A 23,748-nucleotide genomic window follows, 5' to 3' on the forward strand; every position below is an offset into this window, starting at 1 on the left:
GTAGGAAAAGGGCTGCGTTCTGGCATTACTCAACAGCCACTCGCGCTGAAGAGGCGAATCCTGATAAGCAATGCCAACAGCCAGTACCTTCAGACCGCTCAATCAGCGCCCTCGTGAATAAGGCGGGCTTAAATGAATCCCGCCGACATGAGCCTGCCGCCGCTGGCGGCGGCCTTCGTCTTCGGCTTGCTGGGAGGCGCGCACTGTATCGGCATGTGTGGCGGCATCATGAGTGCCCTGACCTTTGCTGTGCCCCCCAGCATGCGACAGCCGAGGCGTTTAGCAGGTCTGTTGCTCGGCTATAATTTAGGTCGTATCAGCAGCTACATGATCGCTGGTGCCTTGGTGGCTCTGCTCGGTTCCGTGCTCAACCATGCACTGGATAGCTTCGCCCTGGTGTTGCGTATCCTGGCGGCGGTCATGTTGATACTAATGGCACTGTATATCGCCAACTGGTGGAAGGGCTTGCTACGTATCGAGGCACTGGGGCGCGTCCTGTGGCGCCGCATCGAACCAATAGGCCGTCGCTTGATGCCTGTTGTAAAAGTACCCCAAGCATTCGCACTTGGCTCGCTATGGGGCTGGATGCCCTGTGGGCTAATCTATTCGATGCTGGCCTGGAGTCTTGCTGTAGCCGAGCCATTGCGTGCCGCCGCGATGATGGGGGCCTTTGGGCTCGGCACCTTGCCTGCCGTCCTAGCGACCGGAGTGGCAGCGCGCCGTGTCTCAATATGGATACGTAGCCCCGCGACTCGTACGCTAGCAGCGCTGCTGATTATTACGTTTGCCGTCTGGTAACTCTGGCACCTCATTTGTTTACTCGTAGCCAGCTTACAACCGCCAGGCTGCCCAAAGGTCAAGTCTTCAACGGGCGCTTATGGCAAACCTTTCGGTTGTACATCGAAATTTAAAATGAGGCCTTGACCTTGAAGTCTGCTTTAAGGATATCTTACAAAAGCTGCTCTGCCACAGGTTAAAAACCTTCATCACGTCCTACCCTCAGCTCGTTTGGCAGTATGAGAAGAAAAAATGACTCAAGTCATTTTTTTCAATTGGGTGTGCTATATTCTAAGCGTGTCATCAAACAGGAATGGAGAGTTAAAATGAAAATCAAAACGTCACTTGCCGCCGCAATCATTAGCGTAGTTGCCATACCAGCATTCGCAAACTTTGGACAGTCTGAATCTCAGGCCAAACAGCTGACGGAGGGAGTTACACCTAGTGAAATATTGACCAGAGGGTTTGCTCATGAGTATGTGCTCTCATTAAACGAAAGCTCCGAGGTCAAGATAGCTAGTGAGCACTTTCCTGGGTCATCAAACTTTGCGCTTCACATGAAAGCAAAACTGATGGACGCATCCGGCAATATCGTTTCGGAAGCTAATTCTGTCAATGGAGACTTCAAAATTGATGAGAGACTCGATGCAGGCGAGTACCGCTTGATTGTTTCAGGAGAGACGGGGGGGCTTGGGGATAGTGATACACACCGGTACAGTCTGCATGTAGACATTCAGTGATAAATTAAAGTTGGCCGGCTAATGCTGGCCAACAATTACTTTAAATGTTTCGTTTAATGATTTTAAAGTAATTAATAAACGTAGTTTTTAATGTTTGATTATTTATTTTATTAAATTTTCTGTATTTTTTTGAGCGTAATCCTTTTGTTTGGAGGGCCGCTGTGATCAAGGCTGCATTGTTATTCAGCGGTGTCTTGGGTGTCGCCTGGATGCCGGCTATTGCTGTTGCCGGAAGTGAAACGGACAATTTACAAAAAGCGATACAGATAGCCATTGATCAGGACCCCTGGTTAACCGGAAGTGCGTCCATTGAAACCGCCCTTGAGAACGAGGCCATTGCATCGGCCCAGCTCCCTGATCCCCAGATTTCATTGAAAGCGGGAAATCTGCCGGTTGATACCTTTGACTTGAATCAAGAAGGTATGACCCAGTTCAGCGTAGGAATCAGTCAGAAATTTCCCAGAGGAGATAGCCTGGCGCTTGCCAAGCAACAAAAGCAGCAGCTTGCCGCCCAACAGCCGATGTTGCGGCAGGATAGGGAAGCCAGAGTCGAGGCTACGGTTAGCCAGCTTTGGCTGGAGGCCACTCGTGCTCAGCTGAGCATCAGTCGGATAGAGCGTGATCGTAGCTTGTTTGAGCAGCTAGCGGAGGTGGCCGAGGTGAGCTATGCGTCCGCCTTCGGAATGACCCGCCAAGACGATGTGATTCGTGCTCAGTTGGAGCTGACTCGCCTGGAGGATCGCTTGACCGATCTCAGACAGCAACAAGAGGCAGAAGAGCGGCAGTTAACTGAATGGTTGGGGAGTGAGGCGATGCTACCGATAGCGGAAGACTTCCCCGAGCTTGTTTTGGTAGAGCCAAGCCTCTTCACTGACGCTGAACGTCCCAGTCGTCAGCTGTGGTATGAGCGAGTGAGGCGTCACCCTGCAGTGCTGGCATTGGAGCAGAAGATAGATGCCATGGAGACTGGGGTCGATGTGGCGAGGCAGCAGTACAAACCAGAATGGGGTGTATCGGCACAGTACGGCTACCGCGAGGACGACCCTATGGGCGGACGCCGGTCCGACCTGTTCTCTGTGGGAGTGGCCTTCGATCTACCTGTGTTCACGGAAAATCGTCAGGACAAGAATGTCGCAGCAGCGGCATCACGTCATGAAGCGGTCCGGTACGAGAGAGAAACCTTGGTTCGTGAATTGATTGCCCAGCTGGAAACCAATTGGGTTAAGTTGGCGCGCCTCGATGAACGATTAACCCTGTATACGCAACGATTATTGCCCGAGCTGAGCGAGCAGGCCGAAGCCTCTCTGAATGCCTATAACAATGACGATGGTGATTTTGCAGAAGCCGTGCGGGCACGAATTGATGAAACCAATGCGAGTGTGGAGCTCATAGGCCTGAAAGCCCAACGACTCAAGGTGATCTCGGATATCAACTACCTGCTGTCCCAAGGCACGTCTTCACGCTAACTCACGACTTCTCAAGTCTGGAATGAGACATCACGATGAATCAAATGGGTAGGTACTTTTTCGTTATATCGTTAGGCGTCCTGTTGGGCGTGTCCGGCAGTATGGTTCTGGGAGGGAAGACATTCGTCCTGAACGCAGTAGAAACGGCTATTGGAAAAGATAGTAATAAGACTGGTGGGGAAGAGAGTGGAGAACGCACTCCCCTTTACTGGGTGGCGCCGATGGATCCCAACTACAAGCGAGACAAGCCTGGAAAATCCCCGATGGGGATGGATCTAGTGCCTGTTTATGATGATCAAGACGAAGGGGACACCCCAGGAACAGTCAAGATTTCTCCTGATGTCGTCAACAATTTTGGTGTTAAAACGGGCGTTGTCGAAAAGGATACATTTGACGCCACGGTCAGGACAGTTGGCTATGTCCAATACGATGAGGACAAGCTGGTACATATCCATCCCCGCGTCGAGGGATGGATAGAGAAACTATTTGCCAAGTCCGAAGGCGATCCCGTTACCCAGGGTCAGCCACTCTATTCACTCTACTCGCCAACGCTCGTTAATGCTCAAGAAGAGCTGTTGCTCGCAATGAACCGCGGTAACCAACGCCTGATTTCTGCCGCCTTGGAGAGACTGCGAGCGTTACAGGTGCCCAATGAGGCTATCCAGAAGCTAAGGGACAGTCGTCAAGTGAGTCAGGCGATCATCTTGCGTGCGCCCCAAAGTGGCGTCCTGGATAATTTGCAGGTGCGTGAAGGAATGTTCGTACAGCCAGGAATGAGCATGATGAGTATTGGCGTTCTTGATCATGTGTGGGCTGTCGGAGAGGTGTTTGAGCGCCAGGCAGCGTTGATCGCTGAGGGAGATGAGGTTCGCATGACTCTTGACTATCTACCCGAACGGGAGTGGACAGGGGTGGTGGACTATATATATCCAAGTATTGATAGTGAGACGCGTACGGCTCGTGTAAGGGTGCGTTTCGCTAACGATGACCTGGCGCTAAAACCTGGAATGTTTTCTCAGCTGACCATTATGTCAAACACGACGTTGGAGGCATTGCAAATACCCCGTGAGGCCTTGATTCGCACCGGAAGCCAGTCGCGTGTCGTTCTTGCATTGGGTGATGGAAAATTCAAATCGATCGAAGTCGACGTTGGACGCGTGGGTTGGGAAACCGTCGAGATATTATCGGGCCTTGAGGAGGGCGATCGCATCGTTACGTCGGCTCAGTTCCTTCTGGATTCCGAGTCAAGTCGAACATCAGACTTTCGACGAATGGACCATAGTGACAGTGCTGAAGAGGCCGATGAGAATTCCCTTGTTGAGACCGTATGGGTGCCAGCACGCATCGAAGATGTCATGCCAGATCATGGCATGGTGACGCTATCCCATGCCCCCATCGCGGCGTGGAATTGGCCGGCCATGAGCATGGATTTCCAGGTTGCTGATACGGTTAGCCTTGAACAGCTGAAAGACGGTATGGACATCCATGCCGAACTCGAACGGATTGCGGAAGACAAGTTCGCTCTACGCGGTGTGCATGTTGACGATGATAAGACTAAAGCACCCAGCGATGAGGGCATGGATCACGGAGAAACCAGTAATGCGGAACGCGGCCAGCAAGACGTGATGAGCCATCAAGGCCATGCAACTGGGGAGAGCAAGTAATGATTCCTGCGTTGATCCGTTGGTCAATAAGCAACCGTTTTCTCGTGCTTCTTGCTGCCGTGATTCTGGCGGGGGCGGGAATCTATTCAGTCAAGAATACCCCGATTGATGCTCTACCGGACTTGTCAGATGTGCAGGTGATCATCAAGACCAACTACCCGGGCCAGGCTCCGCAGGTCGTCGAAGATCAAGTCACCTACCCGCTCACCACGGCCATGCTGTCGGTTCCCGGGGCAGTAACGGTACGCGGCTACTCCTTCTTCGGCGACTCCTACGTCTATGTGATTTTCGACGAAGACACCGATCCCTACTGGGCGCGCTCCCGTGTGCTGGAGTACCTTTCTCAGGTAGCGCCCACGCTGCCGGATAGTGCGCGCCCACAGCTTGGTCCGGATGCCACTGGCGTGGGTTGGGTCTATCTCTACGCTCTGATCGACAGGACCGGCCAACATGACCTCAGTGAGCTGCGCAGCCTGCAAGACTGGTTCCTGAAGTATGAGCTTCAGACCGTATCGGGCGTTTCTGAAGTCGCGGCGCTTGGCGGCATGGTCAAGCAATACCAAGTGGTGGTGGATCCGGAGAAACTGCGTGCCTTCGACATCCCGCTGGCCCACATCCAGACTGCCATACAGCGGGCCAATCAGGAGGTTGGCGCCTCGGTCGTTGAGATGGCCGAAGCCGAGTATATGGTGCGCGCCACTGGTTATATCCAGAGTCGTGAGGATCTTGCCAGTATTCCGCTGGGTGTGGATGACAACGGAACGCCTCTGCTGCTCAAGGATGTTGCCGACATTGGAGTGGGACCCCAGATGCGCCGTGGCATTGCCGAATTGAACGGGGAAGGTGAGACCGTCGGCGGCATCGTCGTCATGCGCACAGGAGAGAATGCCCAGAAAACGATCGATGGCGTCAAGGCCAAGCTTGAGCAGCTCCAGTCCAGCCTGCCGGAGGGGGTCGAGGTCGTGACGGTCTACGACCGTTCAGGCTTGATCGAGAAGGCGGTGGACAACCTGTTGCGTGGTCTGCTCGAGGAACTGGCCATCGTGGCGTTGGTGTGCGTACTCTTTCTGTTCCACCTGCGCTCTGCACTGGTGGCGATGATCAGCCTACCGATGGGCATTCTCACTGCCTTCATCATCATGAACTGGCAAGGTATGAACGCCAACATCATGTCGCTTGCGGGTATCGCCATTGCGATCGGGGCCATGATCGATGGTGCCGTCGTGTTGATCGAGAACTTGCACAAGCACATGGAGCGTACACCGCTGACGTCCGAAAACCGGTGGAAGGTGGTGGCCGATTCGGCGGTGGAGGTGGGGCCGGCGCTTTTCTTCAGCTTGCTGATCATCACTGTCAGCTTTGTTCCTGTCTTTACCCTCGAGGCCCAAGAGGGGCGGATGTTCTCGCCGCTCGCCTTCACCAAGACCTATGCCATGGCAGCCAGTGCCGGGTTGGCGGTCACCTTGGTTCCGGTGCTGATGGGCTACTTAATCCGTGGCCGCGTAATTCCTGAGCACAAGAATCCGGTCAATCGATTGCTGGTCGGGGTCTATATGCCAGTACTCAAGGCAGTATTGAGTTTCCCGAAGACGACGATCGCCTTGGTGCTGGCGATAACCCTGGTGGGTTTCTGGCCGGTCAGCAAGATTGGCAGCGAGTTTATTCCACCCCTGGATGAAGGCGACTTGATGTACATGCCGACCACTTATCCAGGGCTGTCGATCGGCAAGGCGCGGGAGCTCCTTCAGCAGACCGATAAACTGATTGCCAGCGTACCGGAGGTGGACACGGTGTTTGGCAAGATCGGACGGGCCGACACGGCTACCGACCCTGCGCCGCTGACCATGGTCGAGACTTTCATTCAGCTCAAACCGCGGGACGAGTGGCGAGAGGGGATGACCACCGACAAGCTCAAGAAGGAACTCGACAGCCTGGTGCGGATACCGGGGGTATCCAATGCCTGGGTGATGCCCATCTCGACGCGCATCGATATGCTGGCAACCGGGATCAAGACGCCGGTGGGCATCAAGGTGGGCGGAGAAGATCTCAAGCAGATTCAGTCCATCGGACAGCAGCTGGAGACGATCCTTGCCGATGTTCCCGGTACTGCGTCGGTCTATTCCGAGCGGGTGGCCGGAGGTCGCTATATCAAGGTTGATATCAACCGCGCTCAGGCGGCGCGCTATGGCCTGAACATTGCCGACGTGCAACAAGTGGTGGCGACCGCTATCGGTGGTCAGAACATCACTCAGACCATCGAGGGCTTGGAGCGCTACCCGGTCAACCTGCGCTACCCACAGGATTACCGGGACTCCCCCGAGCGACTGGCCGAGCTGCCGATCGTGACCGCCAATGGGCAGCGCATCGCTCTAGCCGACGTGGCGGACATCTACGTGGAGGACGGACCACCGGCGATCAAGAGCGAGAACGCACGTCCCAACGGTTGGACCTTCGTGGATATCGAAGGCGTGGATGTCGGTACCTATGTGCAGCGCGCCATGGACGTCGTGGCGGACGAGCTCGATTTGCCCGCCGGTTATTCGGTGACGTGGTCCGGGCAGTATGAATACATGTTGCGTGCCAAAGAGAAGTTGAGCTATGTGGTGCCTCTCACATTGGCAATCATAGTGATCCTGCTCTACATGAGTTTCAAACGCTTCAGTGAGGTAGCCATCATCATGGGCACGCTGCCGCTGGCCATGGTAGGGGCTATCTGGTTGATGTACCTGCTGGGCTATAACTTCTCCGTGGCCGTGGGAGTGGGGTTTATCGCTCTGGCCGGGGTGGCAGTCGAGATCGGGGTGATCATGCTCGTTTATCTCAACCAGGCCTATCAGCAGATGCTCGAGGGCTGCCAACACAAGGGAGTACAACCCCGTCGGGAGACTCTTCGCCACGCCGTGCTGCACGGTGCTGCTCTCAGGGTGAGACCGGTAATGATGACATCGGTCTCGACCATTGCCGGTCTTCTGCCACTGATGTACAGCTCCGGCACGGGTTCCGAGGTGGTCAGCCGCATTGCGGCCCCGATGGTGGGGGGGATGTTGAGCGCAGTGATACTGACGCTTCTGGTGTTGCCCTGTGTCTACTACCTGTGGAAATGCCGCCATGTGAATCATGCATAACGTCAGGATCGACAAGGCTGGGTGGCACATTCTAGATACGCGAATGCCGTATCTCGAGGGCTCCCAGCCTAACACGAATCGTCAGTGGTACTTGATGTGAGGTGCACTAGCGATGCCCCCTGGAATTAGGTTGAATTTGCACTTCGTGAGTCAAGATTCAGTTTGTATTCAGGCCATTAGGCTATGCTGGTAGATAAGAAAGCACGCTTGGCTATTTGCTAACCCGCTGGCGTAGCGTCGAGCGATTCATAGAAGCCTGAAGGGCGCGAGGAAATTGCCATGATTGCGTACCCACAGATCGATCCAGTGGCATTTTCCCTCGGACCGGTACAGCTACATTGGTATGGCCTAATGTACGTGGTGGGGCTGACGGCCGCATGGTGGCTGGGGCGGCGGCGAGCGCACCGCCTCGGCTTGACCCATGATGATATCGGCGACCTGATCTTCTATGGCGCTCTGGGCGTCATCATTGGAGGGCGCTTGGGCTATGTGCTGTTCTACGGGCTCGACCAGCTGATAGCCAACCCCCTATGGCTTTTCAAGATTTGGGAAGGGGGCATGAGTTTCCATGGAGGTCTTGCCGGCGTGCTGGTAGCCGCCTGGCTGTTCGCTCGCCGTCACCGCCTGGCCTACCTTCAGCTGACCGATTTCATCGCCCCGCTGGTGCCGATCGGTCTGGGGGCAGGGCGTCTGGGCAACTTCATCAATCACGAGTTGCCGGGGAGGGCCAGCGACGTGCCCTGGGCGATGATCTTCCCTCCCATGCTGGGCTTGGGGCCTGAACCCCGCCATCCATCAGCACTCTACGAGTTTGCCCTGGAGGGTGTGGTGCTGTTTGTCGTGTTGTGGTGGGTGTCACGGAAACCGCAAACTCAAGGGCTTATCTCGGGTCTATTCCTGCTTCTGTATGGCACCTTCCGTTTCATCGTGGAGTTTGTGCGCTTACCCGATCCTCAATTGGGCTTCATCGCCTTTGATTGGCTCACTATGGGACAGTTGTTGACGGTACCAATGTTGGCAGCAGGTGCGTTCCTGGTCACCACTGCATGTCGTAGTCAGCGAACCATGGTTGCTACATCGGACCGATAAGCAAGACAAGTGATATGAGGTATGTCGATAATATTGGAAGAACGTTAACGATATTACAGTACGAGGAGAATTCTCATGGCACACAGAGAGCATCGGTTGGGAGTTTCTGAAACGACCTTGGTGAACCGACACTTAAAGCTTGATTCCAGCGATCTGGATGCGGTGAAAGCGGCTGTTGCAGATATTGATGAGCTATACGGGCTAGACAGTGTTTCGTTCGATGAGAAGAAACTAAAGCTTCACCTGGCCTATGATGCCTCACGTCTCTGCCTCGACTGCGTCGAAGATATTCTCGACAAATATGCGGTCGAAATCAGTCGTGGTTGGTGGAACCGCTTCAAGGAGGAGCATTATCGATTTGTCGATCAGAATGTGAAGGACAACGCCAAGAAGGAGCCTTGGAGCTGCCATTGAATGGTAGTCACATCTATACGCAAGGCTAGCCTCAGGGTAAGCGCTGCAGGAAACTACGCGTGGTCCGCTCGGCTAGGGAGCTTCATGTAGCGTTATTTGCCTTTCTGCTGAATCTTCCCTGGGAGTTTCTTCAGATTCCGTTGTATGCGGGCATGCCTGTGATGCCACATTGGGAAGCTGTGCAGGCTTGTATCCAGGCAGCCCTTGGCGATGTATTGATCACGTTGATGGCGTATTGGTCGGTGGCCGTATGGCATCGACGTCATGACTGGCTTCGGGGCTATGGGGCCAAGGAGTGCGTGGGCTTCGTGCTGGTGGGCGTCGGTATCACGGTGGCGATGGAGTGGCACGCTACGCTATTCAGTCAACGGTGGGAGTATGCGCAGCTGATGCCCCGTGTGCCGTGGTTGGGCACGGGCCTCTCGCCGTTACTACAGTGGTTGATCTTGCCGCCGTTGATGCTGTGGATGGCGCGTCGTCATCGGTTAGGTTCGGAGGTTGTATCCAAAGAAAATAATTGACTATTGGGTAGCGCATAGGTTCTACACTTTGATTTCAATGTATCTAACCACACTCTACCATTTGTCATCTGGTGAGTCTCAGAGCGTCAAGAGGGCTTTCGGTAGGGTCTGGTTTCATTCACCCAGGAGAGAGGTGATGGAGTCTATGGATAGAACGCCACAGTACAAGCAGAATAGCCTCTCACTGGTCGGTGCGATTGCCTTAGGGACCGGGGTCATGATTGGCGCTGGTATTTTTGCTTTGACGGGACAGATGGCCGAGATGACGGGAGTGCTTTTCCCGTTAGCCTTCTTGTCAGCGGCACTAATCGTCTCTTTCAGTGCTTATTCCTACGTGAAAATGTCCAATGCCTATCCGTCAGCTGGTGGTATTGGCATGTACCTCAGCAAGGCTTATGGACCAACTCTGACCACCGCTTTCCATGCGCTTTTAATGTATTTCTCCATGGTGATAGCACAAAGCTTTTTGGCGAGAACCTTTGGGTCCTACACGCTAGAGCTTTTCGATTTTGGGGATAGGTCACTGCTTGTCCCCTTATTGGGTGTTGCGCTGCTGATATCTGCATTTTTACTAAACCTCTCCGCCAACAAGCTGATTCAGGGTGTTGCGTCAGTACTCGGGTTCATAAAAATTGGTGGGATCATCTTGTTCGGGGTCGTCGGTGTCATCATCGCCGACTCGGTCGGCATGGAAACCTCGGCGTCGACGCCCGAGGGATCTCTGTCAGGCTTTCTAGGAGCAACCGCGTTGGGGATCCTGGCCTTCAAGGGGTTCACGACGATCACCAATAGTGGTTCAGAGATAAAAGATCCCCATCGCAACGTCGGCAGGGCGATCATGATCTCGATCGCCCTGTGTGTGGTGATCTATGCGCTGGTGGGCTTCGCTGTCGCCAGTAATCTGTCGCTGAGCGAGATAATCGAAACGAAAGATTATTCGTTGGCGGCTGCTGCCCGTCCTGCGCTGGGGGAGGCCGCCGTCTGGTTCACCGTCATTCTCGCCATGCTGGCCACCGCGGGTGGTATCATTGCCAGTATATTTGCGGTCTCACGCATGTTGGCAATGCTGACGGAAATGGAACTGGTGCCGCATCGTCACCCTATGCTGCGCTGGGTTTCAATGAAATCTGTCGGGAGATTTTCGACTTCCATGATCAAGTGACAGATCTCTATCGTAACTTGGTTGGCAAGGCGGAGATTCCTGAAGCAAGGGAGTTGCTTGAATCCCTTCTTGAGCTGGAACAGCATGAAGCGATGCGCCTTGTTCGGCAGACTGGGAGGATGGACGATCTGTAAGAAAATGATGTCTGGATCTGTTATAACTGCCTGATCGCCACCCTCGGCATAACATCTGTCCTGACTGTTCCTAATGTAACGTACCAGAACGGCATCGGCATTGCGTGTCTGGCATCGATGCCGATTGTCCTGTTTTTTATATCTGCTATTCATCTCGGTCGCGCTGATCATGCCCGACATGACGGTGCATCAGGAAGTGCATGCCGAGACAGAGGGCCAGGGGCAGCAGCAGCCAGGCGCCGCTGCTCAGTGATTGCCCGCCCCACATGAACAGCAGCACGGCGCCTCCCATCAGCACCACGCAGGCGGTCATCATCCATTTATGGAGTGCCGCGGTAGGGGAAGACGGCTCTTTCTGTGATTCGGCCTCTCCCGAGGGGGGCTTGGTGGATTCTGGTCGTTTCATGAGCGGTCGCCTTTGGCTTGGACCGATGGGGTGGCAGTGGAAGGCTCTCCGCGGGGCTGCTCACGGGCGTAACGCCGCTTGAGCAGCAGCGAGTTGCCGATCACCGAGAGGGAGCTGGTGGTCATGGCGATGACGCCGATCATCGGGTGCAACAGGCCGATGGCGGCGATGGGGATGGCGGCCACGTTATAGGCGCTGGCCCAGATCAGGTTCTGGACGATCTTGGCGAAGGTGGCTCGCGAGAGATGCATGGCGTCCACCACGGCGGTGAGCTCGCCGCGTACCAGGGTCACGTCCGCCGCCTCGATGGCCACGTCGGCCCCGGCACCGATGGCAATGCCCACGTTGGCCTGCTTCAGTGCCGCGGCGTCGTTGATGCCGTCGCCGACCATGGCCACGTGGTTGCCGTGTTGTTCCTGCAGCGCGCGGATGGCATCAACCTTGCCTTCCGGCAGCACACCGGCCTGGACCTCGTCGATGCCCACCTCTTCAGCCACGGCGCGGGCGGCGCGTTCGTTGTCGCCGGTGATCATCACCACGTGCAGACCGAGATCATGCATGCCGCGGATGGCCTCCACCGACTCCTGCTTGAGGGTGTCGGCCACGGCCACTAGGCCGAGTGCCTGGCCGTCGGCGGCGACGATTACCACGGTGCGGCCCTTGCCCTCGAGCTCGCCCATGGCGTCATCCAGGGCCTCGAGGCCGGTCACGCCTTCCTCTTCCAGCAACCGGCGATTGCCGATCAGCACCACTTCGTCGCCCACCTTGCCCGAGACACCGCGCGCACCGGTGGAACGGAACTCGCTGACCTCGCCGGGTTTCACATCGCGCTCCCGGGCACCATCGACGATAGCCCGGGCGATGGGGTGCTCCGAGGCGTTCTCCACGCTCGCCGCCAGGGTGAGCAGGCGGTTTTCGTCGGCGCCTTCGGCGACGACGGCCTCGGTGAGTTTTGGTTCGCCGCGGGTGATGGTGCCGGTCTTGTCGAGCACCATCACTTTGACGTCCTTGAAGGTCTGGATCGCTTCGCCGGAGCGGATCAGGATGCCACGCTCGGCACCGATGCCGGAGCCGACCATCAGCGCCGTGGGGGTGGCCAGGCCCAGCGCGCATGGACAGGCGATGACTAGCACTGCGATGGCGGCGAGAATCGCCAGCACCGGCGTGGCGGCCTCGGGGTTCACCCAGGGCAGGAAGGTCGCACCCCAGTCGAGTATCGGTCGCAGGGCATCCGGGAATAGCGCCCAGGCCACCAGGCTGGCCAGAGCGATGGCCAGCACCGCCGGTACGAAGCGGCCGGTCATGCGATCGGCGAATTCCTGGATCGGTACCCGCGAGCCCTGAGCCTGGTCGATCAGCCGCACCACTTGGGAGAGGAAGGTATCGCCGCCGACGCGGGTCGCCTTGACCCGCAAGCGTCCCTCCTTGTTGATGGTGGCACCGATCACGCTGTCCCCGGTGCTCTTGTAGACCGGTATCGACTCGCCGGTGGCGATGGACTCGTCGAGATGGCTCTCGCCCTCGACCACCTCGCCGTCGGTGGGGATCTTGTCGCCGGGGCGCACGACCATGATGTCGCCCGGGGCCAGCTCCTTCACCGCCACCTCGACTTCCTCGCCATCGCGCTCGACGCGTGCTGTCTTGGCACCCAGGGTCATTAGGCGGCGGATGGCCTGGGAGGCGCGTCCCTTGGCGAGTGCCTCCAGGTAACGGCCCAGCAGGTGGAAGGTCATGATGGTGGCGGCCATCTCGATGAATGAGGTCATGGGGTAGACGAAGCCGACTAGGCCGATCAAGTAGGGCGGCAGGCTGCCCATGGAGATCAGCACGTCCATGTTGAAGGTGCCGTTCTTCAGCGAGCGCCAGGTCGACTTGTGGGTGGCGATACCGCCATAGAGAAACACCACCGGGAAGGCCAGCACGGCGATGATGGCCAGGTAGCCGGGAATCGGCTGCCAGAACATGTGCGGCATCATCAGCAGCATGATCAGGGTGGTGGGTACCGCAGCGATGATCAGCCGCTTGCGGGCCTGGGAAAGATAGGCCTCCTCGATCTCGGCGTCGCTGTCGGCATCCTCCGCCTCGTCGGCCTGCACGGCGGCCACCTCATAGCCGGCCCCTTCCACGGCGCGCTTGAGCGCATCGCCATCGGGGCCATCGGCGGCAATACTCACAGAGACGCGATGGCTGGCGATATTGGTGTCGATTGATTCGATACCCTCGAGCCGCTCCAGGGTACTGCGGATGATGCCGGCGCAGTGGTCCGAGCCCATGCCGGGAACGGTCAGGCGGACCTGTTGCATGCCGGTACCACCACTGACGGCGGCCACGTCGTAGCCGGCGCCTTCGACGGCTTCCTTCAAGGTGTCGCCGTCGGGCCCGCCTGCTTCGATGGTCACGCTGACATGGTGGTTGGCGATATTGGTCTGGATCTCGCCCACGCCATCGAGGCGTTCCAGCGTCTTGCGCACGATGCCGGCACAGTGGTCACTGCCCATGCCGGGGACCGTCAGGGTGATCGTGTTGGGGGGTGAATCGCTCATCGCTTGTCTCCTGTGGGCGTTGCCGAGTGGACGGCCAACAATGGCCGTCCTGTTGCCTGAGTCTGTGACACTCCCGGTCAGTGATGGGCCTCGTGGTCCTCGGGGTCGACGTCACTCTCAGGGGTGGCCTGCTGAAGCTGCTGGCGTTGCTCGTCGGTGAGCAGGTCGTTCATGGTATTTTCCAGACGCACCCTCTCGGCCATCATCTCGCCGTGAAGCTCGGCCATCCGACCGTGCAGGGCCTGGACCTCCTCAGGATCGGGGCGCTCGCCGCGCATCTCCGCCATCAGGTCCTCGCGTAGGTTCATCAGGCGGCCCATGCGCTCGAACTGGGCGGGGCGATGCTCCTGCATCAGCGCGCGCATCTCGTCGTGCTGCTCCGGGTCGAGCACCTCCCGCATCATGCCCATGCCGGCGCCTCCCATCATCGGGCAGGTCATCATCCCGCCACCCATCATGCCTTTCATCATGCCGGGCCCCATGCCGCCCTGGCCGCCACTCATCATTCCCCCCATCATGCCGGGCCCCATGTCGCCCTGGCCGCCGCCCATCATTCCGCCCATCATGTCAGGGCCCATGCCGCCTTGGCCGCCGCTGCCGCCCGTCATGCCGCTACCCTGATTGGGCTGATTGGTCGGCATGCTCTGGGCGAGAGCGATGCCGCTACCACTGGCACCGAGTGCCAGGGCGAGTCCGAGAGCGAGAGTATGCTTGCGAATTTCCATGATCCTTCTCCTAGCGAGCTGTTGGGCCCATTCAGGCCCTTTGCTGACATTATTCGGCTACGTGCTGCACAGAGGTCAATCCCATGTAACAGTGACTTTCACCTTTGTCTCGTTATGGTCTTCAGACATCGTTCATTCTCCCCGTTTGGCGAACAAGGCGCATGGCTTCGTGCTCTTCAAGTGCTAAAAGGGAATCTAAGAGCTCTTTAGCCTCAGGAATTTCCGCTTTGCCAACGAGGGTTCGATAAAGGTTTATCGTTTGTTCATGGAAATCAAAAACCTCTCGGCAAATGTCGTCAACACTTAGCGTGGAATAGGGCGCATCGCAGGTACGATGCGTACGGATAGGTTTATGCTCCAAATAGTCATAAACGTAGGTTTTTAATGCTTTCGCGTCAACAGTCTGTTCAAAGCGCGCCACAACGCGCTGCATTTCCGCTTCCTGTGCAGCTAAGTAATTGAGCAACATGCGAGCGCGCTCTTCTTCGTGTATATCGGCGCAATGAGCAAGGCAAGCTGCAAGATGCTCGTGTAACTGACGGGTCCAATCGATCAATTCACCAAAGGTTCTAACGTCCATTTGGTACCTCCTATAACGCTATTAACGTTAATGAGTGTGAGAGTGCTCGCTATCGTTTGAAGCGTCGCGTTTGGATAGGAAAATCCATTCGCCGAGTAAAAGAGTAGCCATTACTACACCAGCAACGATGAGCACCATGGGGTCCGAAATGGCTTTTACCCATAAAAAGCCGATTAACACGACAGCATCTAGTAGTATGGCAATGCTAGGAATAACAGGATTAGCCCCCACTCTGTCCTTGAGATGACGAAGCACACCCCAGTGGATGGCCATATCCATGATCAGGTAGAAAATGATGCCTAATGCTGCGATGCGGCTCAGGTCAAAAAAAGCGGTGAGCACTAAGCCAAATACGATGGTGTACACCAGTGTATGCTTTTGTACACTGCCGGGCATGTGGAAATGGCGGTGAGGAACCAGCTTCATTTCTGTCAGCATGGCGAGCATGCGTGAAACGGCAAAGACGCTGGCGATGATACCGCCCGCCGTTGCTAACATGGCGAGAATGACGGTAAACGCAACTGCCGCTTCACCCAGTGCGGGACGGGCAGCGGCGGCCAGGGAGTAGTCTTGGGTTTCGATAATTTCAGGCAAAGATAGGTTGCTGGCAACGGCAAAACCGACAAGGGCATAGATCACCACGCATAGCGCAATCGAGATCGTGATAGCTTTGCCAAGATTCCGCTTAGGATCTTTAAGCTCCGAACCACTATTGGTAATCGTCGTGAAGCCTTTAAATGCCAGTATGCCGAGCGCCGTAGCACCTAAAAAGCCCGTTATCGTAGGCGTAGGTGCATCGTTGCCAGCACCCATTTCGATGGAGTCGGCAATAAACACGCCGACAATACCAAACACTATAATGCCACCTATTTTGATAAATCCGAGCACCGAGGCGACGGTCTCGATCAAGCGGTTGGCGGATAAATTGATCAAAAAGGCTATTAGCAGTAAACCAACCCCGAGTAGGGGCACAAATAGTGAACGATCCCCCAGGTCAAACAACTCAAGCGTGTAGGAACCAAACGTTCTCGCCAAAAAACTCTGTGCGATCACCATGGAAAAATACATCAGGAGGGCATGAAAGGCGGTGGGAAGCGTCGGGCCATACGCTTTCTGTAAATACATGCCAATCCCACCTGCTGATGGGAAGGTATTGGACATTTTAACGTAAGAATAAGCGCTGAAAGAGACAATGACGGCAGCGGCCAGAAAGGCTAGAGGAAATAGCCGACCAGTCATTTCGGCCATTTGGCCGGTTAGCGCAAAAATACCGGCCCCAATCATCACGCCGGTGCCTAATGCAACGGCACCGACCAACGAAAGACTGTTTTCTTTATATTGTGGCGTTCTATCCTGCCCAACCATGAAAGCGACTCCTTGTATTAACGGCAACCACAGCAGCAATAACTGCCGAGGACTCCTGTGCGGTGTTTTTTGATGCTATATAAATTAAATATAGAACCTATGTGCAGCCACATGGCAAATGACTAACGGAAGGTCTGATTTTGCGAGGCCACAGGCAAGCAGCTCTTACCCTAAACTAGCTAGTCTTGCTCCTGGTTGTGTCATGTAGCCGTTATGACTATTAATGACAGCTCCAAGGTTCCTGTTTAGCGTTGTCTTTAACGTTCTGATCGACGAAACGGTAATACTCCTTCTTAAAGCGGTTCCACCGATCAGCGCTGACCTGTATGTCATGGAGCTTGAGAATTTTTTCAACGTCATCGATGCAGAGCCTCAGCGCATCGTAAGCAAGGCTGATATTTCGGTTTTTCTCGTTGTAGACCACCTTATCCATTCCATAGAGTCGGTCGATATCTGACAGCGCTTCTTCAATGCGTTTGGATTTACTGGGCTTGATTTTTAAATTCCGAGTCACCAGTGTGTTTTTGGAAACACCCAAGCGGTGCTCTTGTTGTGTCGTTTTCATGGTCTTTCTCCCAGGCGCGTACATGTATATATAGAGTGGTTCAGTTCTTGTCTATTTTGTCCTTATGACCGCCGTGGTGTTTATGCATGAAAATATGCATCAGTGGGCATGCTGCCAAAAAGAGGAAAGGTAAGAACTGAAATAGGTGGAGACGGTGCTCGGTTCCCATCAGGTATCCCGCCCAAATGACAAACCCAGCAAGTGGCACCCACAACATCAGCAAACGACTACTTGTACTGTTACTCATAATCACCTCAGTAACTCGCCCAAAGAGCCAACAGCAGTTAAGGCCGTTGGTTTGGGAAAAATCAAATAAATAACCCCAATAACAGCATGGATGATTTGTCTGAACGCAACCTGAACAGCATCGGAGGGAAATATGATCCTGATCAAGCGCCTCGCAAAAAGTAGGCGATAATTACCCAAGCGGTATCCATAGCCTCATTCCCATCATCATTAGGTTTTCGGTGAGCGATACAAAGCTTAATGGGTATTACTGAACCGCCCCGGCTTTACCGGAGACTCCATATCTTGAGAGGATGGAGTTATGAACTCACCAAAACGATATTCTTCAGAAGTCCGGGAGCGAGCTGTTCGATTAGTCCTTGAACAGCAAGGCGAATACCCGTCCAGGTGGGCGGCGATCTGCTCCATTGCCAGCAAGTTTGGCTGTTCACCAGAGACCTTAAGAGCCTGGTGCAAACGCTCAGAACTCACGCAGGGAGATAGCTCGGCTAATCTGCCTGAAAATGAACGACTCAAGCAGCTAGAGCGTGAAAACGTCGAATTGAAGCGCGCCAATGAAATTCTTCGTAAGGCGGCTGCTTTTTTCGCCCAAGCGGAGCTCGACCGCAAACCCAATTGATAGTGTCATTTATCGACGAGCATCGTGCTCAGTTCGGGGGCGAGTCGATTTGTAGCCAGCTACCAATCGCCCCATCGACGTATTACCACCACAAGGCACTTGAGACCGATCCTGAGCGGCGGGGAGATCGATATCGGCAGGATGCGTTTCTTACCGCTGAGATTAAGCGCGTGTGGGAAGAAAACTTCTGCGTCTACGGTGCTCGTAAGGTCTGGCGGCAACTCCGCCGTGAAGGGGTTAATGTTGCTCGTTGCACCGTAGAACGACTCATGCGACGCCTGGGGATTCGCGGCGTGGTGCGAGGCCAACGCCCCTTCACGACGATCAGTGATCCCGACCAGAAACGAGCACCTGATTTAGTGAAACGTGACTTTACGGCCATGCGTCCTAATCAGCTTTGGGTGGCCGATTTTACGTATGTCGCTACCTGGTCTGGCTTCGTTTACGTTGCGTTCGTTATCGATGTTTATGCACGCTGTATCGTGGGTTGGCGCGTAGCAACGTCGATGAAAACGGGATTGGTACTGGACGCTCTGGAGCAAGCGTTGTGGGCACGAAAGCACAGGCAAGGGTTAATCCACCATAGTGATAGAGGAAGCCAATATCTCTCGATCCGCTATACAGAGCGTATGGCTGATGAAGGTATCGATGCCTCTGTCGGCACCACCGGTGACTCCTACGACAATGCGCTGGCCGAGACCCTCATCGGCTTATTCAAAACGGAGGTGATTCACCATCGTGGACCATGGAAAGGGCGAGATGCCGTTGAGTATGCCACGCTGGAATGGGTTGACTGGTTTAACAATCGCCGACTGCTAGAACCCATAGGAAACGTTCCACCAGCAGAACGAGAAAAGGCGTATTATCGTCAATTGGAGGAGTCAGGTGAAGCTGCCTGACTCAAACAAACCGGTCTCCGGAATAACCGGGGCGGTTCATACTGTTGCCGACACAGGCGCACTTGAGCTCACGTTTATCGAGGTATATCGCTTTAAAGACAGAACCTGTCACACGGTGCCAACGAATAGCGCCAGTGGCGCAGCCAGCCAGATAAGCGTATCGGCCAGCAATTAGTAGCTTCGGAAGTATCTAGGCGTGAAGGTAAACGTAACTGAAGGGGACTTGGCGCTGGGCGTGCAGGTCATAGTTGAGAAACATGGCGCTAAAGCTCGCTACGCCCTGCAGCTTTTGCAGACCCGGGGGTATGATCGCTGTGGCTACGGCATACTCTAGCACGCGTGCAGTGAATATTATGCACTGAACCTCCCAACTGGCAGAAAAATCGATGAGTAACGCAGTGGCAAAAATTGCCAGCACAGGGCGATAGGTGGTCGCATTAGGGTCTGAAACGCTAACTCCCAGGTGCTCATGAAGCTCTTCATAGCCGCCAATACGTTCATAGCCCAGATATCCCTGGGAAATCGTATCGACATGTTCCTGCTCTGTAAACGCGTCAATCTCTTATCGCGAAGTCAGCAGGTTTACGTTCACCTAAGGCCCATGTGCACGAGCAGGTCAACGATCTACAAGCCAAACGGACATATGTACTCTCCTGTTTGCAACCATAAGCGCGAGCGCTGGAGTGAGTCGTTGTCACCGTTATGAACCTCTTAGTTGTTTATTAACACTATATTGCTTACCTAACATAATAATCTAACTCCCTTCCACAGCCTTCAGATCAAATATGTGGCGCGACGAAAACTTTATTGTGAAGTGAGTCAGTCGATCTTACTAAGCCTGAAGGCGCCTCAGTCGTTAGGTAATAAGTTTATTTTATATGAAATTTGTTAACTTCCATGTCTCAACATAAACATTTGAGATTCGCTAAAGTGTATATTTATTCGCTGACAATGCGAAGTTGGTTTTCTAAGTAAGGGCTAGCATTCGCCGGGAGCAGGTTTGTCGGAGTTAAAAGGACCAAGAGGTTGTTTTCTACTTAATAACACAAGTGGGCGGTTGAGACGGTAGCTAACAGTGTGGTGACCCATAAGGTGACTAAGAAAATTTGTTATAGGGCATAGACACTATTATTTACTCTGGGGGTATTCCAGTTTGTATTGGAAAGGGGTTCTCAATACTTTCGTCTGCTTGGTGACGCCTTTGCTCTTGTGTCCATAATGTCTTGAGATAATTCACCACATCTCGTATCTCGCTGGGAGCCAAAACTTCCTGATACGCTGGCATCGTTAGCCTATCGGTTTTATTCCAGGAGTCGCGCCAACCCTCGGCAATAATTCGGTAGAGCATGGCATCAGAGTGTTTCCAGGTATGGCCCTCTGGCCCATGTGGTGGAGCAGGTAACTCGCCTAGAGCATTTTGCTCTTCCCAGTTGGGCATGCCTTCGCCTTGTGTACCGTGGCAACTAGCACAGTATTGTCGGTAAACTCTTTTTCCGTCTTCCAGCTGAGGAGTATCGCTTGAAAAAGGACGGTCCTCAGCCATGGCGTGCCCCACAACCATTAGCGTCAGCCATGAGGCAGTGAAAAAACAGTGCTTACGCATCGGGATAAGTCCAGGATTGGCCTTCGTCTTCACTGTGTAGAAGTTCCCCTTTCTGGTTTAAACCATAGAGAGTGTCTTTGGCGGAGAGTGTGAGTGCAACGAGCTCTGTGCCGTCACCAGCTACTTGTTGCCACTCTTGACCACCCGTTTCACTACGCCATAGTCCTTGCTGTGTAACCACATAGACTCGCTTTGGGTTGCCAAGGCTATAAGCCACATCATAGACGCTGCCAGCATCAAGTGCTCCGGTCGGTCTCCAACCGCAAAAGCAGTCCATCGATAGACGCACCGCATCGTCCGATACCCCGTAGAGCCAGCCGGTCTGCATGCTGCCTTCCATGTCAGAGTGGACGAGTCGGTTAATCTTTTGTGAAGGACCACTGTCCATTTTTTTCCAGGTGGTGCCAGCATCCTCGCTTTGGTAGATGCCGTCTTCTTCAATTACCGCATAAAGTGTTTCGTTCTGACGGCGATGTACAGCTAGCGCAGTAACCTCTCGGCTAGGTAGGTTAGCGCTAAGCTCTTGCCAGGTTTCTCCATTGTCGGTGCTACGCTGCACCCCGATTGAGGGGCCTGCGATATAGAGCGCTTGCGGATCAGTGGAGGGGACCGATACCGCGCGCAACTGGCCTTCATTCACGTCTTCGGGCAAGGGAATCGCATTCCAGGTCATGCCTTCATCGGCACGCTGGAATAGTTGGTTAGCCTCAATTTTAAACAGTCGTTTGCCTGTTACGTCATATTGCAGTGCAAGCAACCTTTCTTCAGTTGCCAAGGCCGTAATGGCGCTGCCAAAGCTGACTGCGGCCAAGCCTGTCAGTAAGAAGACACGTAAAAAACGACTCACGATCATGTGCATTTCAATATTTCCTTAAATAACGATTAGCCGATAACACCTAGGGCAGGGAAAGTACGCAATAACCAATATGACAGCTCGGATAGTTTGCCTGTGATCATTAAGCTACCCATCAGGATCATGATCAACCCAGCCGCTATATGTATGAAATGCCCCCAGCGACGCAGGAATTTCTGGTGCTTTATGAAGCGATCAAGTGAAAGGGCACTCAGCATGAAGGGCACACCCAGACCCAAAGAATAAACGCCGAGCAACGCCATGCCGCTCCAGGCGTTGGCCGTGGAAGCGCTGACGGTAAGAATGGCACCCAGAATCGGGCCAATGCAGGGGGTCCAGCCAAATGCAAACGCTAAACCAAGCAGATAAGCCGCACTGCGGCTTCCGCCGACGTCCTTCAGTCGACCCATAAACCGCCATTCTTGATGAAACCAGCGCCATGGCATGAGCCCGGTCATGAAGGCACCAAACAGTATAACGATAAGGCCACCGACTAGGTTTGCTTCTTGGCGATACACCAATAGCAGACGACCAATGGCGGTGGAGCTGGCTCCCAGCAACAAAAAAACGGTTGAAAAACCGAGCACGAACCATATCGACTGGGTTAACACCCGGAGTCGCTCTCGTCTATCCGCCTTCTGTAATTGTCCGAGCGAGCGGCCGGTCATGAAAGAAAGATAGCCAGGCACAAGTGGCAAAACACAGGGTGAAATGAACGAGATCAGGCCTGCCAGAAAGGCAGTGACCAGTCCTATATTGGCTACTTCAAGCATTACCCTTTACCCATGGCTAGGCTTGGAAATTTGATGAGGAATGCTTGATTGACTCGTTTTGATCTACTATTTGGCGAGTGGTGGACGCTGTGCCAGCATTCACTTCTGAAGCGTCTTCTACCCGAGCCTGAACATTGTTAGCGTCGCTTTGCTCGGTCGCTTCACCTTTTTTGTCTTTGCACTTCATCATGCATAGGCCTAATCCGCACATAATGAGACATGGCAATAGGCTCAATAGTATAGGCGCGATGCCCAGCAAAACCAGGTTATCCCAGCCAAAAGCAAGGCCGCCAGCCACTGCCACGCCACCCAGCAACATCAGGCCGCGTGGCCCTGTCAACAGGCCTTGTAGCCCCGATTTTTGTTTGTTCTGTTGGGTTTTGTCGTCACAACAACTCATGGTGCTACCTCATTATCTGGTTGCAATCATTTCGGCAAGAAAGTCGATCATGTCTTGAGTGTTCCACTCGGCTTCCCCCACGAGGCGCCCAATTTCTTTGCCTTGGCGGTCAAGTAGCAGCGTCGTGGGAATACCTACGGCCCCAAGATCTGCACTGGCCATCCCGGTTTTATCTATATAGGGAGCCAGATGTTCAATGCCTATCTCTTGATAAAATTCATTAACAATCTCGACCCCCTTACGGTCGATCGATAAGGCGACCACTTCAAAGTCATCGCTGCCAAGCTCAGCTTGCAGGGCATCTAAAGTGGGCATTTCCTCTCGGCAAGGCCCACACCATGTTGCCCAGATGTTGAGTAGAATCAGTTTCCCTTCAAAGTCAGCCAGTGTTAAAGGGGTACCGCCACTATCCTCGAAACTGATTTGTGCCACGTCGTTGGGGGTGGCCCAGAGAAGAAACCCTTGTGGCCCTGAGCTTTCTGACGGGGCGGCCATGGCAAGGGAGGTGGCCGTCATCAGAAATACGGCTACGAGATGTCCTGCCAGGATGGGTAGTTTCATCGCCACACTACCCCTTAGTGAGTCGCGTAAATGTCGGGGCTATCGGTCGGTTGCGAGGCTATGACATAGACCTCCAGCGGGCCGCGTTTTTCTCCCGACATGCCCGGTGAACCAAGCGGCATTCCCGGCACACTCAGCCCTATGATAGAGGGCTTTGCATCAAGCACTTGGGTCACGCTCTCAACAGGCACATGCCCTTCGAAGAGATAGTCTTCTACGACCGTGGTATGGCAGCCATGCAGTTCTTCAGGGACGTTATACTCGGCTTTCATTTCAACGAGGTCATGGGTGTCGACCGTCTCCACGTCGAAGCCGTTTTGTTCCAAATACTTGGCATATTCGGCACAACACCCGCAATTGGGATTTTTGTAGAGGGTCGCTGATATATCAGGAGTTATTGTCAAATTCTGTGTATGGCCGGTCAGGCGGCAGTCCTGTCTGACTGATCGGTCAAGGGTTCGCCGTCCTTGAACTGGACGTTGTTCACGACCAGCTCCAGCTTGTTGAACCCCTTGATC

General features: G+C 54.5%; 23 protein-coding genes and 1 other annotated feature. Of the genes, 10 read left to right on the plus strand and 13 right to left on the minus strand.

Annotated features, from left to right (window positions below):
- Nucleotides 1-132 precede the first annotated feature (132 nt).
- The 9 genes from L1249_RS15960 (at nucleotide 133) to L1249_RS16000 (ending at nucleotide 10,958) form a co-directional block, all read left to right on the plus strand.
- Nucleotides 133-798 (plus strand): sulfite exporter TauE/SafE family protein, encoded by a 666-nt coding sequence (locus tag L1249_RS15960; protein ID WP_044630841.1) that lies wholly within the window; start codon nucleotides 133-135, stop codon nucleotides 796-798.
- Nucleotides 799-1,103: 305 nt separating this feature from the next.
- Nucleotides 1,104-1,517: a hypothetical protein gene (locus L1249_RS15965; RefSeq protein WP_044630606.1), complete on the plus strand. Its 414-nt coding sequence runs from the start codon at nucleotides 1,104-1,106 to the stop codon at nucleotides 1,515-1,517.
- A 161-nt stretch (nucleotides 1,518-1,678) separates the two neighbouring features.
- A complete protein-coding gene (locus L1249_RS15970) occupies nucleotides 1,679-2,983 on the plus strand; it encodes a TolC family protein (RefSeq protein ID WP_228169061.1) in 1,305 nt (434 codons plus the stop codon).
- 35 nt (nucleotides 2,984-3,018) lie between these two features.
- A complete protein-coding gene (locus L1249_RS15975) occupies nucleotides 3,019-4,647 on the plus strand; it encodes an efflux RND transporter periplasmic adaptor subunit (protein WP_212715312.1) in 1,629 nt (542 codons plus the stop codon).
- Entirely contained in the window at nucleotides 4,647-7,772 is a 3,126-nt protein-coding gene (locus tag L1249_RS15980; RefSeq protein WP_062363013.1) for an efflux RND transporter permease subunit, read from the plus strand. The genes L1249_RS15975 and L1249_RS15980 overlap by 1 nt, the downstream gene beginning before the upstream one ends.
- Nucleotides 7,773-8,051: 279 nt before the next feature.
- Nucleotides 8,052-8,861 carry a prolipoprotein diacylglyceryl transferase gene (gene lgt / locus L1249_RS15985; protein WP_062375626.1) on the plus strand — a complete coding sequence of 270 codons (810 nt, stop codon included), beginning with the start codon at nucleotides 8,052-8,054 and terminating at the stop codon, nucleotides 8,859-8,861.
- A gap of 75 nt (nucleotides 8,862-8,936) precedes the next feature.
- Nucleotides 8,937-9,275 carry a hypothetical protein gene (locus L1249_RS15990; RefSeq protein ID WP_058577545.1) on the plus strand — a complete coding sequence of 113 codons (339 nt, stop codon included), beginning with the start codon at nucleotides 8,937-8,939 and terminating at the stop codon, nucleotides 9,273-9,275.
- Between the two features lie 59 nt (nucleotides 9,276-9,334).
- Complete coding sequence (locus L1249_RS15995; RefSeq protein ID WP_228169060.1) at nucleotides 9,335-9,796, plus strand: hypothetical protein; 462 nt, start codon at nucleotides 9,335-9,337, stop codon at nucleotides 9,794-9,796.
- Nucleotides 9,797-9,932: 136 nt separating this feature from the next.
- A complete protein-coding gene (locus L1249_RS16000) occupies nucleotides 9,933-10,958 on the plus strand; it encodes an APC family permease (RefSeq protein WP_427775225.1) in 1,026 nt (341 codons plus the stop codon).
- Between the two features lie 279 nt (nucleotides 10,959-11,237).
- On the opposite strand, the gene L1249_RS16005 is transcribed toward L1249_RS16000, so the two are convergent.
- The 7 genes from L1249_RS16005 to L1249_RS16035 all read right to left on the minus strand — a co-directional run bounded on the left by L1249_RS16005 (nucleotide 11,238) and on the right by L1249_RS16035 (nucleotide 17,523).
- Entirely contained in the window at nucleotides 11,238-11,498 is a 261-nt protein-coding gene (locus tag L1249_RS16005; RefSeq protein ID WP_058577548.1) for a DUF2933 domain-containing protein, read from the minus strand.
- Nucleotides 11,495-14,041: a heavy metal translocating P-type ATPase gene (locus tag L1249_RS16010; RefSeq protein WP_044630611.1), complete on the minus strand. Its 2,547-nt coding sequence runs from the start codon at nucleotides 14,039-14,041 to the stop codon at nucleotides 11,495-11,497. Before L1249_RS16010 ends, L1249_RS16005 begins: the two co-directional genes overlap by 4 nt.
- Nucleotides 14,042-14,118: 77 nt before the next feature.
- Nucleotides 14,119-14,766 carry a Spy/CpxP family protein refolding chaperone gene (locus L1249_RS16015; RefSeq protein ID WP_023004785.1) on the minus strand — a complete coding sequence of 216 codons (648 nt, stop codon included), beginning with the start codon at nucleotides 14,764-14,766 and terminating at the stop codon, nucleotides 14,119-14,121.
- 121 nt (nucleotides 14,767-14,887) lie between these two features.
- Nucleotides 14,888-15,346, minus strand: a complete 459-nt coding sequence (locus tag L1249_RS16020) for a hypothetical protein (RefSeq protein ID WP_044630612.1) — start codon at nucleotides 15,344-15,346, stop codon at nucleotides 14,888-14,890.
- Between the two features lie 27 nt (nucleotides 15,347-15,373).
- Nucleotides 15,374-16,711 (minus strand): APC family permease, encoded by a 1,338-nt coding sequence (locus L1249_RS16025; RefSeq protein WP_008958468.1) that lies wholly within the window; start codon nucleotides 16,709-16,711, stop codon nucleotides 15,374-15,376.
- A 220-nt stretch (nucleotides 16,712-16,931) separates the two neighbouring features.
- Nucleotides 16,932-17,276 (minus strand): hypothetical protein, encoded by a 345-nt coding sequence (locus tag L1249_RS16030; protein WP_022522184.1) that lies wholly within the window; start codon nucleotides 17,274-17,276, stop codon nucleotides 16,932-16,934.
- A gap of 40 nt (nucleotides 17,277-17,316) precedes the next feature.
- The gene (locus tag L1249_RS16035) at nucleotides 17,317-17,523 is read right to left on the minus strand and encodes a DUF2933 domain-containing protein (RefSeq protein WP_044630613.1); all 207 of its coding nucleotides are present in this window, start codon (nucleotides 17,521-17,523) and stop codon (nucleotides 17,317-17,319) included.
- Nucleotides 17,524-17,823: 300 nt separating this feature from the next.
- On the opposite strand from L1249_RS16035, the gene L1249_RS16040 reads away from it, so the two are divergent.
- Nucleotides 17,824-19,040 (plus strand): IS3 family transposase gene (locus tag L1249_RS16040; protein WP_137095192.1). Its coding sequence is split into 2 segments (ribosomal slippage): nucleotides 17,824-18,109 and nucleotides 18,109-19,040, totalling 1,218 coding nucleotides; the frame shifts between segments, so codons are not numbered across the junction.
- Nucleotides 18,099-18,215, plus strand: a sequence feature (AL1L pseudoknot). Its footprint overlaps the gene before it by 117 nt.
- Before the next feature lie 1,132 nt (nucleotides 19,041-20,172).
- Here the strand turns inward: L1249_RS16040 and L1249_RS16045 are convergent.
- From L1249_RS16045 to L1249_RS16070, 6 genes are read right to left on the minus strand one after another with little or no spacing between them, the layout of a single operon-like run.
- A complete protein-coding gene (locus L1249_RS16045) occupies nucleotides 20,173-20,583 on the minus strand; it encodes a c-type cytochrome (RefSeq protein ID WP_228169059.1) in 411 nt (136 codons plus the stop codon).
- 52 nt (nucleotides 20,584-20,635) lie between these two features.
- The gene (locus L1249_RS16050; RefSeq protein WP_044630812.1) at nucleotides 20,636-21,502 is read right to left on the minus strand and encodes a WD40/YVTN/BNR-like repeat-containing protein; all 867 of its coding nucleotides are present in this window, start codon (nucleotides 21,500-21,502) and stop codon (nucleotides 20,636-20,638) included.
- Nucleotides 21,503-21,525: 23 nt separating this feature from the next.
- Nucleotides 21,526-22,269, minus strand: coding sequence for a cytochrome c biogenesis CcdA family protein (locus L1249_RS16055; protein ID WP_044630813.1), 744 nt, complete (start codon nucleotides 22,267-22,269; stop codon nucleotides 21,526-21,528).
- A gap of 16 nt (nucleotides 22,270-22,285) precedes the next feature.
- Entirely contained in the window at nucleotides 22,286-22,669 is a 384-nt protein-coding gene (locus L1249_RS16060; RefSeq protein WP_044630814.1) for a hypothetical protein, read from the minus strand.
- A 12-nt stretch (nucleotides 22,670-22,681) separates the two neighbouring features.
- A complete protein-coding gene (locus L1249_RS16065) occupies nucleotides 22,682-23,230 on the minus strand; it encodes a TlpA family protein disulfide reductase (protein ID WP_044630815.1) in 549 nt (182 codons plus the stop codon).
- Between the two features lie 14 nt (nucleotides 23,231-23,244).
- A complete protein-coding gene (locus tag L1249_RS16070) occupies nucleotides 23,245-23,502 on the minus strand; it encodes a DUF411 domain-containing protein (protein WP_328284148.1) in 258 nt (85 codons plus the stop codon).
- Nucleotides 23,503-23,748 lie beyond the last annotated feature (246 nt).

Origin of the sequence: Halomonas sp. Cn5-12 (genome assembly GCF_021532545.1) — a bacterium.
Lineage (GTDB): Bacteria > Pseudomonadota > Gammaproteobacteria > Pseudomonadales > Halomonadaceae > Vreelandella > Vreelandella aquamarina.